The organism is Lysobacter sp. CCNWLW3, from assembly GCF_036697405.1.
Classification (GTDB): Bacteria; Pseudomonadota; Gammaproteobacteria; order Xanthomonadales; family Xanthomonadaceae; genus Lysobacter.
This window is the reverse complement of sequence record NZ_JBAHWA010000001.1, coordinates 686946-703312: the sequence shown is the minus strand read 5'-3', so window position 1 is coordinate 703312 and position 16367 is coordinate 686946. Positions and strand designations below refer to the sequence as shown.

The window sequence follows — 16367 nt, the reverse complement described above, 5'->3', positions numbered from 1 at the left end:
CGGCGGCCGCCGGAAGCGCGCAGGGTCAGGCTCATGCGTTGGGATCGTCGTTGGCGGCGTGGTCGAACTCGCTGCTGAGCTCGATCTCGTCGGGGTCCTTCATCAGGGCCAGCGACTTGACGTAGATCGGTTCCAGCGGGCCTTCCTGCACGATCTCGATCAGTTGCTCCTTGGCCAGCGTGAGCAGGCCCAGGAAGGTCACCACCACGCCGAGCCGGCCTTCCTCGACCGTGAACAGCGACTCGAAGCGGTGGAACACGCCGTCGGCCATGCGCGTGAGCAGCTCGCCCATGCGCTGGCGCACGCTCAGCGCGTCGCGCTTGATCGCGTGCTGGGTGTACAGCTCGGCGCGCTTGAACACGTCGTGCAGCGCCAGCAGCATTTCCTTCAGGTCCACCGGCGGCGGCAGGCGGATCGAGGCGCGGTCGGGGACGAAGGCCTGCACCGGCACCGTATCGCGGTCCTGGCGGGGCAGGGCGTCGATGTCCTCGGCGGCCTTCTTGAAGCGCTCGTACTCCTGCAGGCGCCGCACCAGGTCGGCGCGCGGGTCTTCCTCGATGCCTTCCTCGTTGGGCGCGCGCGGCAGCAGCATGCGCGATTTGATCTCGGCCAGCATCGCGGCCATGACCAGGTAGTCGGCGGCCAGCTCGAAGCGCATCTCGTGCATGGCCTGGATGTACTGCACGTACTGGCGGGTGATGTCCGCCACCGGGATGTCCAGGATGTCCAGGTTCTGGCGCCGGATCAGGTACAGCAGCAGGTCCAGCGGGCCTTCGAAGGCCTCCAGGATCACTTCCAGCGCGTCCGGCGGGATGTACAGGTCCTGCGGAATCTGCAGCACCGGCTGGCCGTGGATCATCGCCAGCGGCATTTCCTGCTGCTGCGGGCGGCTAGCGGCGGTCGCGGCCGCGCCAGGATCGGCGGCGGGCGCGGTGTCGTCGGGCGCGGGCGATGCGGGCTCGACGCCGGCGGCGGAGGGATCCGCTGGGCTGGCGTTGGGCGCGCTCTCGTCGGGCAGCGCTTCGTCGGACACGTTTTCGTTGGTCATGCTGGGCCGGCCCCTCCGGGCCGTGGGTACTGCTGATGGCGACGCAACGAGCGCGGGGTTCGCGGCTCGGCGGCGCCGGGTGAAGACAGACCTCGGCAACCACATCCGCGCGCGACGATCCGGCACCGCGGGCGGTGCCTGTGGCCAACCGGCAACGGGTGCGGTCCGGCCTGGGACGAAGGCGAGGCGTAACTCAATAAAGTCGGAGCTGGGCCCGAACGGCTCGGCCCGTGCCGCGCATACCGCGTGGCGACGAAGTTCGAGAGGGTTGCGGGCGCGGGCCGGTGGTCTGCAGCGGTGCTGGGTCGTGGCGACGGCGTGGGGAACCTGTCGCGACGGGCCGCTGCGTCCGGCCTCGGGCGTTGAGACTTAGGGTAAGCGCTGGCGCCCGCAGTGTCCAGCGCCGGCCGGGAGGGCCGGCGCTGGAGATGCACGCCGGGTACTCCGGCGTTCAGCGGGGCGTGCGGGCTGGCCGGACGACTCGCGGGCCTGGCCGGGCCGGATCGCGCCCGCGCCGAGAGAGCGGCCCCGCCCGGGTGGGCGGGGCCGTTCAGGTCAGCGGAAGCCCGCGACCGTGGCCTTGGTGTTCACCAGCACACGCTGGTTGTCGCTCTGGGTCGCGGTGCCCATCGGCACACCGCCATAGCTGATGCTGGGGTTGGACCAGTAATTGATGCGCGTGCAGCTGGGGCTGCAGTTGTAGGCCATGATCGTGCGCCAGCGCGTGCCGGTGGCCGGCTGATAGCGATAACCGTGGCCGTAGGGGTAGGGGCTGGTGGACGGGTCGGTGGCTGGGTCGTGGCGCGCGCTCTGCAGGTGCCCGATCTCGTGGGCGAAGCTGTAGTAGCCCGTCGCGCAGTCCCAGTACACCGATGCGAACGCGGTGGCCGCGGTCGAGCCGATGCCCGAGGCCAGCCCGCAGTAGGAGCTGTTGTTGAGGACGATCACGCCCACGTCGGCCGCGCTGCTGTTGCGGATGGTGTGGATGTTGTCCATGTAGCCGTCGCTGGTGCCGCGGAAGCGGGCCAGGTCGGTGCTGAAGTTGCCCGACTCGGTGTAACTGGTGGTGGAATAGCTGGCCAGCACCAGGTTGATGCCGACGTTGCTGTTGACGTAGCCCTGGTTGGACTCGGCCACCGCCAGCTGGATCAGCGACTGCATGTTGCCGCCGTAGCCCGTCACCGCCTGATTGGTCGCCACCACCATCACCCGGATGGTCGCGGTCGGCCCCGGCGGGATGCCGAGCGCGCCGACCCGGCCGTCGTCCGCGGGCGCGGCCATGCGGATGGTCGGCAGGCGGTTGTGGTCGTTGGGATGATCCGCCGGCAGGCGGCTCTCGTCGATCTCGACGATCGCGTGTTCGCCGCCCGGCAGCGGACGCACGCGATAGAGCTTGCCGTTGCTGCGCAGGGTGCCGGTGACGGTGTCGCCGCTGCGCACCAGGATCGCTGAGTTCAGCGGATCCACGCCCGACAGGGTCTTGGCGCTCACGCGCGGGCCGAAATTGCCGTACCACACGGTTTCGCCGGTCTGCGTGCGTTCGACCTTGTTGCGGTTGGCGGTCAGCACGCGGCCGTCGAGTTCGATCTCGATCTGCGTCGCGTCCACGGCGCTGGCGTCGACCTGGACCAGGCGCACGTTGTTGGTCGAGGCGCTGGACAGCAGGCTCTCCAGCGCGGCTTCGTTGGCGGCCTTGGCCAGGGTGGCGGTGCTGCTCACCAGCGGCTTGCCGGCGGCAACCGCGGAACCTGCGAGTATCATGCTCACGATCGCGGCCGTGGCTTTCACGGAATTCGACTTCATGTCACTCCTCCTGAGTAGATGGCGGCGGCGCCGCCGAATGAAGATGTCCCGATGGTCACGTTCCCCTGTGCGGGACCCGCGATTAGGACGCGATCGCCCTGTGTTCATGCAATCGGGATTTCCCTCAATTTGCTGAACCCAGAACCCCGCATCACGCTTGGAGGTTGACCGGAATCACATGTGGTATCTCATCGAAGGGTATGACGGCAGCGACGTGCTGCCGCAACGTCTGGCGGCACGCCCCGACCACCTCGCGCGCCTGCACGCGCTGCGCGACGCCGGCCGGCTGATGCTGGCCGGCCCGTGTCCGGCGATCGACGCCGAAGACCCCGGCCCGGCCGGTTTCAGCGGCAGCCTGATCGTGGCCGAGTTCGAATCGCTGGACGCCGCCCGCGCCTGGGCCGACGCCGACCCCTACGTCGCCGCCGGCGTCTACACGCGCGTGGACGTGCGCCCGTTCAAGCGGGTGCTGCCGTGAGCGCCGGCCCGCTGCCGCGCGAGCAGCGCGTCGAAGCGATCCGCGCCAGGCTGGAAGCCGCGCTGGCGCCGGAATCGCTGGCGGTGGTCGACGACAGCCACCGCCACGCCGGCCACGCCGGCGCCCAGGACGGCCGCGGCCACTACAACGTCGAGATCGTCAGCGCCGCCTTCGCCGGCCTCAACCCGATCGCCCGCCACCGCGCGGTGTACGCGGCGCTGGGCGAGATGATGATCACCGACATTCATGCACTGGCGATCAAGGCGCGGGCGCCGGGTGAGGGCGCTTGAGCCCCGCGTGATGTCGCAGTGCAGCATGCGCCAACGGCGGAATCCCTTGTTCCTGCAAGGATTTGCGTCAGATGCCGAATTCGATAACGCGAACTTTACACTCGTGTTTGAAAACGTTTACAGTCGGCCCCGCATCCCAGCCGCGGAGGGGCGGTTCAGGGCGTGACCAGCGTAACCATCAAAGATGTTGCGAGAGTGGCCCAGGTATCGGTGGCCACCGTATCGCGGGCACTGAACGGACACGGCAACGTGGCCGAGGAAGTGCGTCGCCGCGTGCTGGCCGCCGCCAACGAACTGCGCTACACCCCCCACGCCGCCGCCCGCAGCCTCAGCAGCCGCCGCACCCAGACCCTGGGCGTGGTGCTGCCGGACCTGCACGGCGAGTTCTTCTCCGAACTGGTGCGCGGCATCGACCAGATCGCGCGCGAGCACCGCCTGCACCTGCTGGTCTCCAGCTACCACGGCCACCCGGAAGAGCAGGGCGCCGCGCTGCGCGCCATGCGTGGCCGCGTCGACGGCCTGCTGGTGATGTCGCCGTTCGTGGCCGCGCCCGGTCCGCTGGCCGAGGAACTCGCGCCGACGCTGCCGACGGTGCTGATCAATACCCAGCACGCGACCGCCGGGGTGATCTCGCTGGGCGTGGACAACTACGGCGGCGCGGTGGCGATGGTCGAGCACTTGGTCGCCTCCGGCCACCGCCGCATCGCCTTCATCGCCGGCCCCAGCGACAACTTCGACGCCCATGAGCGCCTGCGCGGCTACCGCGACGCGCTGCAGCGCCTGCTGCCGGACGCCGAGGAGTGGGTACTGCCGGGCGACTTCGACGAGGCCTCGGGCCATCGGGCCGGGCTGGACATCCTCGGCGCCCAGCAGCGTCCGGACGCGGTGTTCGCGGCCAACGACATGATGGCGCTGGGCTGCCTGTTCGTGTTCGCGCAGGGCGGGGTGGACGTGCCGGGCGAGATCGCCCTGGCCGGCTTCGACGACATCCCCCTGGCGCGCTACGTCCACCCGACCTTGACCACCATGCGGGTCAACATCGCCGAACTCGGCGCCCGCGCCGCGCGTCTGCTGCTGACGCAGATCGCCGGCGAAGCCCATGCGGACGAGGGGCGAGAGGCCCTGCGTCCGGAACTGATCGTGCGCGCCTCCAGCGCGTCCGCGGAAAGCAAGCGCAGCGGAAGCGCGTGACGACCTTTTTTTGTGTGTCGATGTAACCGTTTTCAACCAGCTCGAATGCTTCTTGGAGAGAGGGAAAGCATATGAAGCCGTATCAAGGTTCCACCCGTCGGCCCACGCCGAGATTGTTAGCCTGCGCCCTGGCCAGCTGCCTGGCGATGGCCGCCCCCGCCGCCTTCGCCCAGTCCACCGCCGCCACCATTCGAGGTCAGGTGACCGTGGATTCGGCGCCGGCGACCGATGCGAAGGTGACTGCGACGAATGTCGCGACGGGCCTGACCCGCAGCGTGCAGGCCACCGCCAACGGCGGCTACGCCGTGGCCGGCCTGCCGCCGGGCACCTATCGCCTGGACGTGACCGCGGGCGGACAGACCAACTCCCGAACCATCACGGTCCAGGTCGGCCAGACCGCCACCGTGAACCTGTCGACCGGCGGCGTGGCGGAATCCGCACCCGCACCCGATGCGACCAACATCGACGCGGTGACCGTGACCGCTGCGCCGGTGTTCGAGACCAAAACCTCGGAAGTGGCGACCTACATTAGCCAGCAGCAAATCGAAGCGCTGCCGCAGACCTCACGTAACTTCTTGGCGTTCGCGGATATCGTGCCGGGCGTGATCTTCGATACGAAGCCGGACGGCTCGACCCAGTTGCGTAGTGGCGCTCAGAGCGCGAACGGCATCAATGTCTTCATCGATGGCGTGGGTCAGAAAGGCTATGTACTGAAGGGCGGTATCGGCGGTCAAGATACGAGCCGAGGCAATCCGTTCCCGCAGTTGGCGATCGGCGAGTACAAGGTCATCACCTCCAACTACAAGGCCGAGTACGACCAGATCAGCAGCGCAGCAGTAACGGCCGTCACTAAGTCGGGTACTAATGAATTCCACGGAGACTTCTTCTGGGATCGCTATGCCACACCCAGTTGGCGCGCACCCACGCCAGCGGAAGAGAGAACCGGTCGAAAAGCGCCCTCTGGAGAAACGCAGTACGGCGCGTCCTTCGGCGGCCCAATCATTCAGGATCGCCTGTTCTTTTTTGGTACCTATGAGAACAAGCAGTTCGATATTCCCCAAACGATCAGCGCAGGATCATTGGAGACTGGCTACACGGTTACTCCCGATTTGGCTGCGCTGACCGGTCCTACTTCGGCGCCATTCGACGAGGATCTTTGGTTCGGAAAGTTGACCTGGCAGCCAGGCGATGATCACTTGTTCGAGTTCTCGGTCAAGAAGCGCGACGAGAGCGAGATCAAGGGCATCGGCGGCCGCGACACCGAGGGCTACGGCAAGACCAACAACAACGAGAGCACCCGTTACGATTTGCGCTACCAATGGAGCGGCATCAATTGGCTTAACGACGCCCACATCACATACGAGGACGAGGCCTTCAATCCGCGTGCGATCACGTTGGCACCTGGTTTTCTGATCCAGAACCGAAATCGCGGTGCCGTACTGAACGTCGGTGGCGGTCAGGACTATCAAGACAAAGGCCAGAAGGGTTGGGGTTTTCAGGATGACTTGACCTTCAGTGGTATCGAAGGCCACACGATGAAGATGGGTTTCAAGTACAAATCTGTCGAGATCAACGCTTTCGAGCAGCAGCCCTACAATCCTCAGTACTCGATCAATCTTCCGGCCAATATCGATGCAGGTCGCAATTCGCTGGCGGCGTTCCAGCCGTACCAAGTGCGTTTCGGCGCACCGTTGCCCGGCGTCGGTGATCGCAACATCACCTCGGAGAACAAACAGTACGGCATCTACTTCCAAGACGATTGGGAGGTGAATGAGAAGCTGACGCTGAATCTGGGCTTGCGTTACGACTACGAAACCACGCCCAGCTACGAGAATTACGTGACTCCGGCCAATCTGGTTGCCGCGTTGCGTTCGTGGTCGAACATTCATAACGCGAACGTGGACTACAACATCGAGGACTACATCAGCACCGGGAATAACCGGAAGGCGTTCAAGGACGCCTGGCAGCCGCGCTTGGGCTTCTCCTATGACTTGTTCGCCGACCAGCGTCACGTGATCTTTGGCGGCGCCGGCCGCGCTTATGATCGCAATCTGTTCGACTACATCGCGTTGGAGCAGTCAAAGAGCACGTTCCCGTCGTACACGCTACTGTTCAATACGCCCGGAAATCCCTGTGCGGTCAACAACACCACGTGTTTCGCATGGGATCCGAAGTACCTGAATCCGCAGGAGCTGTATGCGCTGGTTGCGGCCAATCCGAACCGTGGTTCCGAAGTTAACCTGATCAACAACGACATCAAGGTGCCGTACTCCGATCAGTTCAGCCTCGGCATGCGGAACACGATCGCCGTGTTCAACCAGGACTGGAATACCTCGGTCTCGGTCGTTCACATTCGCAGCCACGACGGCATCATCTTCTCGCTTGGTAACCGCTATCCCGACGGCACCTTCTACGCTCCGGGTCGCACGTTCGGCGGTGCACCGTTCGGGCAGCCGATTCCTGGCTTCGGTTCGTTGATCAAGGCCGACAACGGCGTCGAAACCCGCATGAATCAACTGTTGTTGTCGGCGGAGAAGCCGTTCACGGCGGAATCTCCGTGGGGCGTGACACTGGCTTACACCTACACAGACTCGGAAGAGAACCGCATCAATGCGGCCAACTCCGACGAACATTACGTGTTCGACTATCCGAACCTGGACGACCACCCCTGGGTTCCGTCGATCGGCATCGCCAAGCACCGCTTCGTAGGTACCGGCATCTACTCGAATTGGGGCCTGACGTTCTCCACCAAGGTGGTGGTGACGAGCCCGGTCGCCAAGGATTCGCTGAACTGCATGGCGGCCACTTTGCCTGGCCAGGACGGATGCGCACACGGCACGTTCAAATCCGAGTACTTCGACGATGCCAAGTTCTTCCAGTGGGACATCGCTGTCCAGAAGGAGTGGGATACCGGAACCGATCTGAAGGTGCGTGTGCGAGGCGATATTCTCAACGTCACCAACCATCGCAACTGGAGCGGGTTCGAGACCTTCCGCGGCATCAACGGCGTGGAGAATCCGAATTTCGGTAACCACAACGACGACATCACCGGTTACACCCGCACCTTCAAGCTCTCCCTCGGCTTCAGCTGGTAACCCCCGTCCGCCTGCCGCCCCGCAACGGGCGGCGGGCGAGGCGTTGCAATACCCACACCCCCATTCGCGGCCGCGCTTCGGTCGCTCCCGTCAACACAGGCCCTCGTTTCATGTCGTCAGCCGCTTCCGCCCCGCGTTCCCTGATCACGATGCTGCTGGTGGCGTCGCTGAGCTTCTTCGCGGGTTGCCAGCGCCAGGAAACCCAGACGTATCCGATCGCGCCTGCGGGCCCCGTCGAGGTCGAGCCGCTCAAGGCGACCAAGATGGAGTTGCCGCCGCTGTTCCGCGACATCGAAAAGCGCACCTTTCAGTTCTTCTGGGACACCACCAACGAGCAGAACGGGCTTACGCCCGATCGCTTCCCCTCGCGTCCGTTCGCTAGCATCGCCTCGGTGGGTTATGCGCTCACTGCGTACCCGATCGGCGTGGAGAACGGCTGGGTCAGCCGCAGCCAGGCGGTCGACCGCACCTTGTTGACCTTGAAGTTCTTCCGCGACATGCCCTCGGGCCCCCAGAAAACCGGCAAGGGCAGCTACAACGGTTTCTACTACCACTTCCTCGACATGCAGAAGGGCCAGCGTTACGACAGTTGGGTCGAGCTGTCGAGCGTGGACACCGCGCTGCTGATGATGGGCGTGCTGTTCGCGCAGTCCTACTACGATCGCGACGAGGCGCGCGAGAAGGAGATCCGCGACATCGCCGACACGCTGTACCGCCGCGTCGACTGGACCTGGCTGCAGAAGAACAAGCCGCTGGTGTCGATGGGCTGGTTCCCCGAGAGCGGCTTCATCAAACACGACTGGACCGGCTACAACGAGGCCATGCTGCTGTACGTGCTGGCGCTGGGTTCGCCCAGCCATCCGGTCAGCCCGGACGCGTGGACGGTGTGGACGCGGACCTACAACGATGTCTGGGGCGTCTACCAGGGCGAGGAGTTCCTGGCCTTCGGCCCGCTGTTCGGCCATCAGTACAGCCACGTCTGGATCGATTTCCGCGGCATCCAGGACCAGTACATGCGCGAGCGCGGCATCGACTATTTCGAGAACAGCCGCCGCGCCGCCTACGCCCAGCGCGCCTACGCCATCGCCAACCCGATGAAGTGGGAGGACTACGGCCCGGAAGTCTGGGGCCTGACGGCCAGCGATGGGCCGCAACAGACCCTGCAGGAATACCGCGGCGAGCAGCGCCAGTTCCGCCACTACTCGGCGCGCGGCGCCGGCCTGCGCGAAAACTTCGACGACGGCACCATCGCCCCGACCGCGGCGATCGCCTCGCTGCCGTTCGCGCCGGAGATCGTGATCCCCAGCACCGTGGCCATGCACGAGCGCTACGGCGAGTTCCTGTACTCCAGCTACGGCTTCCTGGATTCGTTCAATCCCAGCTTCAAGTACGACATCCCGCTCAAGACCGGGCGCGTGGTGCCGAACCAGGGTTGGGTGGCCAGCGACTACATCGGCATCGATCAGGGCCCGATCCTGGCGATGATCGCCAACTACCGCAACGACTTCGTCTGGAACGTGATGAAGCGCAATCCCTACATCCGCTCCGGCCTGGAACGCGCGGGTTTCCAGGGCGGTTGGCTGGAACCGCCGAAGGCGCAGGCCGACGGCAAGGAAGCGCTGCCGGAGACCGCGCCCAAGCCGCAGACCCAGGCCGAGAAGGATGCGGCGACCGCGCGCGCGCTGGGCGAGGCGGAGTCGCGCGCCGGACGCGCCAATGAGGCGCAGGCGCCCAAGCAGCAGCCGGACTAAGCTGCGCCCATGCTTATCGCCCCCGCATCCCCCGATCGCCAGCCGGCGCCGCGCGCATCGCGCGCGCGTACCGGCCTGGCCGCGCTGCTGCTCCTGCTCGCCTGCCTGCTGGTGGCGGCCTGCACGCGCCAAGGCGACGGCCGCGAGGTGGTGCGGTTCTGGGCCATGGGCTACGAGGGCGAAGTGGTCGCCCAGCTGATTCCGGAGTTCGAGCGTCTCAACCCCGGCATCCGGGTCGAGATCCAGCAACTGCCGATCATCTCCGCGCACGAGAAGCTGCTGACCGCCTTCGCCGGCGATTCGCTGCCCGACGTGTGCGCGATCGGCAATACCTGGATTCCCGAATTCGCGCTGCTCAACGCCCTGCAGCCCTTGGACGCGCGGATCGCGGCGACGCCGTCGCTGGCCGTGCAGGACTACTTCACCGGCGCCTGGGACAGCGGCGTGATCGGCGACCAGGCCTATGCGGTGCCGTGGTACGTGGAGACGCGGCTGCCGTTCTACCGCCGCGACATCGCCGAGCGCGCGGGTATCAAGACGCCGCCGCAGACCTGGGACGAATGGCGCCAGGCGATGGCCGCGATCAAGCGCGAGGTCGGGCCGGAGCGCTACGCGATCCTGCTGCCGCTCAACGAGCCCGAGCCGCTGCTGAACCTGGGCATCCAGTCGCCCGATCCGCTGCTGCGCGAGGACGGCCGCTACGGCAATTTCCGCAGCCCGGGCTTCAAGCGCGCGCTGGCCTTCTATCGCGAGATGTTCGACCGGCGCTGGGCGCCGCTGCTGAGCAACACCCAGGTCGCCAACGTCTGGAACGAATTCGGCCGCGGCTACTTCAGCTACTACGTCAACGGCCCCTGGAACATCGCCGAGTTCCGCAAGCGCTTGCCGGAGCAGGTGCAGGGCGATTGGATGACCATGCCCTTGCCGGGCGAGCACGGCCCCGGCGCCTCGGTCGCCGGCGGCGCCAGTTTCGTGGTGTTCCGCGGTTCCAAGCGCCAGGACGCGGCCTGGAAGCTGGTCGAGTACCTGTCGCGTACCGAAACCCAGATCCGTTTCCACGGCCTGACCGGCAACCTGCCGCCGCGCCGTAGCGCCTGGAACGCACCGGCGCTGACCCAGGACCCGTACGCACGCGCCTACCGCGACCAGCTCGAGCGCGCGCGGCCGACGCCGAAGGTGCCGGAGTGGGAGCGCATCGCCATGGAGATCAAGCTGGTCGGCGAGCAGCTCGCCAACCGCCGCCTGAGCGTGGACGAGGCCGCGGCGGAACTCGACCGCCGCACCGACAAGATTCTGGAAAAGCGCCGCTGGATGCTCGACCACCAGGCCGCGGCGCAGGCGGGGTCAGGGCGATGAAGGCTTCGACCGCCGGCTGGGTGTTCGCCGGCCCCGCGCTGACCGTGATCGGTCTGTTCTTCGGCCTGCCGGTGCTGGCCGCGCTCGCGCTCAGCCTGACCGACTTCGACATCTACGCGCTGTCCGACATCGGCAACCTGCGCTTCGTCGGCTTCGACAACTATCTCAATCTGCTGCAGAACCCGCTGTTCTGGCGCGCACTGGGCAACACCCTGTACTTCGTGGCGGTCGGCGTGCCGCTGTCGATCGCGGTGTCGCTGGGCGCGGCGCTGCTGCTGCATTCCAAGCTGGGCTACCTCAAGCCGTTCTTCCGCACCGCCTACTTCGCGCCGGTGGTGACCACGGTGGTCGCGGTGGCGGTGATCTGGCGCTATCTGTTCCACACCCGCTACGGCCTGGTGAACTGGGCGCTGTCGGGCCTGGGCATCGATCCGATCGACTGGCTGGGCGATCCGACCTGGGCGATGCCGACCATCATCCTGTTCGCGGTGTGGAAGAACTTCGGCTACAACATGATCATCTTCCTGGCCGGCCTGCAGGCCATCCCCGAGGATCTGTACGAAGCCGCGCGCATCGACGGCGCCTCGCCCTGGCGGCAGTTCCGCCACGTGACCCTGCCCATGCTGGGACCGGTGCTGGTGCTGGTCGGCATCCTGACCCTGGCCGGCTATTTCCAGCTGTTCGCCGAGCCTTACGTGATCACCCAGGGCGGCCCGCTGCAGAGCACGGTCAGCGTGCTGTACCTGATGTACGAAGAAGGCTTCAAGTGGTGGAACCTGGGCAACGCCTCGGCGGTGGCGTTCTTGCTGTTCGTGCTGATGACCGCGGTCACCAGCGGCCTGCTCTGGTTCGCGCGCCGCAAGGGGGTGGAGTGATGAGCCCGCGTCTGGCCCGCGCCATCATCAACGGCCTGTTGGTCGGGCTGGCGGTGCTGAGCCTGGCGCCGCTGCTGTGGATGCTGTCGGTGTCGCTGATGCAGCCCGGCGAGGCGGCCAGCTTCCCGCCGCCGCTGCTGCCCGCGCATCCGACCCTGGGCAACTACCACGAGCTGTTCGAACGCATCGGCATGGGCCGCTACCTGTTCAACAGTTTCCTGATCGCGGCGATGACCACGCTGATCGCGTTGCTGCTCAACACCATGGCCGGCTACGCCTTCGCCAAGCTGCGCTTCGCCGGGCGCGAGCGCGTGTTCCGCGCCTTGCTGGCGGCGCTGGTGATCCCGGCCCAGGTCACGATGATGCCGCTGTTCCTGATGCTCAAGCAGATCGGGCTGATCAATACCTACGCCGGCGCGGTGGTGCCGGGCATGGCCGGCATCTTCGGCATCTTCCTGGTGCGCCAGTACGCGCGCTCGATCCCGGACGAACTGCTGGAGGCCGCGCGCATCGACGGCGCCGGCGAGTTCCGGATCTTCTTCCAGATCGTGCTGCCGGCGCTGAAGCCGATCCTGGTCACCCTGGCGATCTTCAGTTTCCTGGGCGCCTGGAACGATTTCATGTGGCCCTTGATCGTGCTCAGCGACAACGGCCTGCAGACCCTGCCGGTGGCGTTGGCCTCGTTGTCGCGCGAGCACGTGCAGGACAACGAACTGATGATGGCCGGCTCGGTGGTCACCGTGCTGCCGGTGCTGCTGCTGTTCCTGGTGCTGCAGCGCTATTACCTGCAGGGCCTGCTGGTGGGCAGCGTCAAGGGCTGAGCGGCCGATTGGATGAGGAGCGGGATGTTGGCGAGTGCGGCGCGGTTTAAGAGCGAATCCCCCTCAATCCCCCTTTTGCAAAGGGGGAAGACCAGCTCGGCTCCATCGCAAGCGCCGGCATGCAGCGCGGCTTCTTGGGGGAAGACCGGCGCGGTGTCGCAGCAAGCACAGCCCCCCGTCGTCAACGCCGCCGTCCCCCTTTTGCAAAGGGGGAAGACCAGCTTGGCTGCATCGCAAGCGCCGGCATGCAGCGCGGCTTTTGGCGGGAAGACCGGCGCGGTGTCGCAGCAAGCGCGGCCCGCCGTCGTCAACGCCGCCGTTCCCCCCTTTGCAAAAGGGGGGCTAGGGGGGATTTGCTTCGCGCTCCTGCTCCTGATCAGTCTCCCGACCAAGGCCCAACCCCGTCTGCTGGATAGCTTCGAATCCACCACCCCCTGGACCGTGGTCACCTCCAACCAGGTCAGCGGCCAGCTGCGCATCGCCGAGGGCGCGCAGGGCAAGGCGCTCTGCCTGGACTACGACTTCAATGGCGTGTCCGGTTACGTCGGCCTGCAGCGTGCGCTGCCGATGAGCTATCCGGACAACTACGCCTATTCGTTCCAACTGCGCGGCGACTCGCCGGTCAACGATTTGCAGTTCAAGCTGGTCGAGGACAGCGGCGACAACGTCTGGTGGGTCAACCGGCCCAAGTATGCGTTCCCGAAGCAGTGGACGCCGGTGGTCTACAAGCAGCGCCACATCAGCCGCGCCTGGGGCCCGGCGCCGGACCCGACCCTGCGGCGCAGCGCCAAGCTCGAGTTCACGATCTACAACAGCAGCGGCGGCAAGGGTTCGGTGTGCTTCGATCAGCTGACCTTTGAGCCGCTGCCGAAGGACGACGGCGCGCCGCTGACCGGCCGCGTCGCCGCGACCACCAGCGCCGAAGGCAGCCGCGCGGAATACGCCGCCGACGGCAATCCGACGACCGCCTGGCACGCCGGTTTCGCGACCGATCCCGACCCGGCCCTGACCTTGGACCTGGGCCGCAAGCGCGAGTTCGGCGGTGTGGTGCTGCGCTGGTCCGATCGGGAGTACGCCTCCGATTACCGCCTGCAGCTGTCCGACGACGGCAAGCAATGGCGCCAGGCGCGCAGCGTGCACGGCGGCGATGGCGGCAGCGATTACCTGGCGCTGCCGGAGTCGGAAGCCCGCTACCTGCGCCTGTTGCCCGAGAACGGCCACGGCTTGGGGTTCGGTCTGGCCGAATTCAGCGTGCAACCGCTGTCCTTCGCCGCCACCCATAACGACTTCGTCGCCGCCATCGCCAAGGACCAGCCTCGCGGCCGCTACCCTCGCGGCTTCACCGGCGAGCAGCCGTACTGGACCATCGTCGGCGTCGACGGCGGCCAGGATCAGGGCCTGATCTCGGAAGACGGCGCCATCGAAGTGGGCAAGGGCGCCTTCAGCCTGGAGCCGTTCGTGATCAGCGACGGCAAGCTGTCGACCTGGGCCGACGTAAAGACCGGCCAATCGCTGCAGGACGGTTATCTGCCGATCCCGTTGGTGCAGTGGACCCATCCGGATTTCGGCCTGAGCATCACCGCCTTCGCGCAGGGCACGCGCGAGCGTTCGCGCCTGTACGGCCGCTACCGCCTCAGCAACCCCACCGCGTCCAAGCGCCGCTACGTGTTCGTGCTGGCGGCGCGGCCGTTCCAGGTCAATCCGCCCAGCCAGTTCCTCAACACCATCGGCGGCGTCAGCGCGATCCGCAGCCTGCGAGCCGATGCGCAGGGCTTCGGCGTCGAGGGCCCCGAAGGCGCCGCGACGGCACGCCGCGTGCAGGCGACCGCGGCCGACGCCAGCGCGGTCGGTCCTTTCGACGGCGGCGAGATCGTCGCCCGGCTCGCACGCATGCCTTGGGAGCAGGATTGCGCGAACTGCACGCCACAGGGCGAGATCCTGCGGCGCCTGGGCGGCGGCACCGCGACCGAGTTCCAGAACGACGGCACCGGCCTGGCGTCGGGCGCCTTGTTCTACAGCGTCGAACTGGCGCCGGGCGAGAGCCGCGAGTTCGGCTGGAGCAGCGCGCTGTCGGGCCCGGACAGCGGCGCCTTCGCCGGCGTCGAGGAACTGGCCGCCACTCAGGCGCTGGTGGCCCAGCAATGGCGCGGCAAGCTCGACCGCGTGCGTATCTCGGTGCCGAAGCAGGGCCAGCACGTCGTCGACACCTTGCGCACGGGCTTGGCGCACATGCTGATCAGCCGCGTCGGCCCGCGTTTGCAGCCGGGCACGCGTTCGTACTCGCGCGCCTGGATCCGCGACGGCGCGATGATAGGCGAGGGCCTGCTGCGCATGGGCCGCGAGGACGTGGCCGAGGAATTCCTGCGCTGGTACGCGCCGTACCAGTTCGACAACGGCAAGGTGCCGTGCTGCGTGGACGACCGCGGCAGCGACCCGGTGCCCGAGAACGACAGCCACGGCGAGCTGATCTTCACCGTCGCCGAGGTCTACCGCTACCGCCGCGACCGCGCCCTGCTCGAGGCGATGTGGCCGCATGTGGCGGGCGCGGTGAAGTACATGGACGAGCTGCGCCTGAGCGAGCGCACCGAAGCCAACCGCGCCCGCAATCCGGCCTTCTACGGGATGATGCCGGCCTCGATCAGCCATGAGGGCTATTCGGCCAAGCCGATGCACTCGTACTGGGACAACTTCTGGGCCCTGCGCGGCTACAAGGACGCGGTCGAGATCGCGCAGTGGCTGGGCAAGGACGACGAGGCCCGGCGCATCAAAGCCTCGCGCGACCAGTTCCGCGACGACCTCTACGCCTCGATCGCCGCCGCCACCCGCGACCGCGGCATCGATTTCATTCCCGGCGCGGCCGAACTCGGCGACTTCGACGCCACCTCCACCACGATCGCGTTGGCCCCGGGCGGCGAGCAGGGCCGCCTGCCCGAAACCCTGCTGCGCAACACCTTCGAGCGCTATTGGAAGGAGTTCGTCGACCGCCGCGACGGCCGCCGCGAATGGAAGGACTACACGCCCTACGAGCTGCGCACCATCGGCAGCTTCGTGCGCCTGGGCTGGCGCGGGCGCGCGCACGAGGCGCTGGACTTCTTCTTCAAGGACCAGCAGCCGCGGGCCTGGAACCAGTGGGCCGAGGTGGTCTCGCGCACGCCGCGCAAACCCTTCTTCGTCGGCGATCTGCCGCATGCCTGGGTCGAGTCGGATTACGTGCGCTCGGCCCTGGACCTGTTCGCCTACACCCGCGACCTCGACGAGGCGCTGGTGATCGGCGCGGGGCTGCCGGCGGATTGGCTGGACGGCGAGGGCGTATCGGTCGAAGGCCTGCGCACGCCGTATGGCGAGCTGGCTTATGCGTTGCGCCGCGAAGGCGAGCGCGTGCAGCTGACGCTCAAACCCGGCCTGACCCCGCCCGCAGGCGGCGTGGTCCTGAGCTGGCCGTATCCGCAGCCCCCGGGCGTCACCCGCATCGACGGCCGGCCGGCGCAGTGGCGCAACGGCGAGCTGCGCATCGAGCGCGTGCCGGCGACGGTGACGATCGAGCTGGAGCAGTAGTCGGGGCGACGTCGCCACCGGACTTGCGTCACCGCCCCTGTAGGAGCGACGCAAGTCGCGGCCCGCGCAGGTGGCCGGAGCTTCGCGGTCGCGACTTGCGTCGC

Annotated in this window: 11 protein-coding genes; 9 read left to right on the top strand and 2 right to left on the bottom strand. The window is 66.9% G+C overall.

Annotation, left to right across the window (positions count from 1 at the left end):
* Positions 1–31: 31 nt before the first annotated feature.
* Together V1318_RS03140 and V1318_RS03135 are read right to left on the bottom strand one after the other, a co-directional pair.
* Positions 32–1048 carry a ScpA family protein gene (locus V1318_RS03140; protein ID WP_332937607.1) on the bottom strand — a complete coding sequence of 339 codons (1017 nt, stop codon included), beginning with the start codon at positions 1046–1048 and terminating at the stop codon, positions 32–34.
* A 555-nt stretch (positions 1049–1603) separates the two neighbouring features.
* Positions 1604–2851, bottom strand: coding sequence for a zinc-dependent metalloprotease (locus tag V1318_RS03135; protein ID WP_332937605.1), 1248 nt, complete (start codon positions 2849–2851; stop codon positions 1604–1606).
* A 178-nt stretch (positions 2852–3029) separates the two neighbouring features.
* On the opposite strand from V1318_RS03135, the gene V1318_RS03130 reads away from it, so the two are divergent.
* The 9 genes from V1318_RS03130 to V1318_RS03090 all read left to right on the top strand — a co-directional run bounded on the left by V1318_RS03130 (position 3030) and on the right by V1318_RS03090 (position 16263).
* Positions 3030–3329 carry a YciI family protein gene (locus tag V1318_RS03130; protein ID WP_332937603.1) on the top strand — a complete coding sequence of 100 codons (300 nt, stop codon included), beginning with the start codon at positions 3030–3032 and terminating at the stop codon, positions 3327–3329.
* A gap of 11 nt (positions 3330–3340) precedes the next feature.
* On the top strand, positions 3341–3619 hold the full coding sequence (locus tag V1318_RS03125; protein ID WP_332938319.1) for a BolA family protein: 279 nt from the start codon (positions 3341–3343) through the stop codon (positions 3617–3619).
* A gap of 162 nt (positions 3620–3781) precedes the next feature.
* Positions 3782–4810, top strand: a complete 1029-nt coding sequence (locus V1318_RS03120; RefSeq protein WP_332937601.1) for a LacI family DNA-binding transcriptional regulator — start codon at positions 3782–3784, stop codon at positions 4808–4810.
* 71 nt (positions 4811–4881) lie between these two features.
* Complete coding sequence (locus V1318_RS03115) at positions 4882–7905, top strand: TonB-dependent receptor (protein WP_332937599.1); 3024 nt, start codon at positions 4882–4884, stop codon at positions 7903–7905.
* 110 nt (positions 7906–8015) lie between these two features.
* Positions 8016–9656 (top strand): glucoamylase family protein, encoded by a 1641-nt coding sequence (locus tag V1318_RS03110; protein WP_332937597.1) that lies wholly within the window; start codon positions 8016–8018, stop codon positions 9654–9656.
* 9 nt (positions 9657–9665) lie between these two features.
* The gene (locus V1318_RS03105; RefSeq protein ID WP_332937595.1) at positions 9666–11012 is read left to right on the top strand and encodes a sugar ABC transporter substrate-binding protein; all 1347 of its coding nucleotides are present in this window, start codon (positions 9666–9668) and stop codon (positions 11010–11012) included.
* On the top strand, positions 11009–11887 hold the full coding sequence (locus V1318_RS03100; RefSeq protein ID WP_332937592.1) for a sugar ABC transporter permease: 879 nt from the start codon (positions 11009–11011) through the stop codon (positions 11885–11887). Before V1318_RS03105 ends, V1318_RS03100 begins: the two co-directional genes overlap by 4 nt.
* Complete coding sequence (locus tag V1318_RS03095) at positions 11887–12708, top strand: carbohydrate ABC transporter permease (protein WP_332937590.1); 822 nt, start codon at positions 11887–11889, stop codon at positions 12706–12708. Before V1318_RS03100 ends, V1318_RS03095 begins: the two co-directional genes overlap by 1 nt.
* 375 nt (positions 12709–13083) lie before the next feature.
* Positions 13084–16263, top strand: a complete 3180-nt coding sequence (locus tag V1318_RS03090; RefSeq protein WP_332938317.1) for a discoidin domain-containing protein — start codon at positions 13084–13086, stop codon at positions 16261–16263.
* Positions 16264–16367: the final 104 nt, after the last annotated feature.

Bases quoted from the DNA above. Each gene is read 5' to 3' on its own strand.
- V1318_RS03115 (WP_332937599.1), top strand. From the start codon at position 4,882: ATGAAGCCGTATCAAGGTTCCACCCGTCGGCCCACGCCGAGATTGTTA.
- V1318_RS03130 (WP_332937603.1), top strand. From the start codon at position 3,030: ATGTGGTATCTCATCGAAGGGTATGACGGCAGCGACGTGCTGCCGCAA.
- V1318_RS03105 (WP_332937595.1), top strand. From the start codon at position 9,666: ATGCTTATCGCCCCCGCATCCCCCGATCGCCAGCCGGCGCCGCGCGCA.
- V1318_RS03110 (WP_332937597.1), top strand. From the start codon at position 8,016: ATGTCGTCAGCCGCTTCCGCCCCGCGTTCCCTGATCACGATGCTGCTG.
- V1318_RS03095 (WP_332937590.1), top strand. From the start codon at position 11,887: ATGAGCCCGCGTCTGGCCCGCGCCATCATCAACGGCCTGTTGGTCGGG.
- V1318_RS03140 (WP_332937607.1), bottom strand. From the start codon at position 1,048: ATGACCAACGAAAACGTGTCCGACGAAGCGCTGCCCGACGAGAGCGCG.
- V1318_RS03135 (WP_332937605.1), bottom strand. From the start codon at position 2,851: ATGAAGTCGAATTCCGTGAAAGCCACGGCCGCGATCGTGAGCATGATA.
- V1318_RS03100 (WP_332937592.1), top strand. From the start codon at position 11,009: ATGAAGGCTTCGACCGCCGGCTGGGTGTTCGCCGGCCCCGCGCTGACC.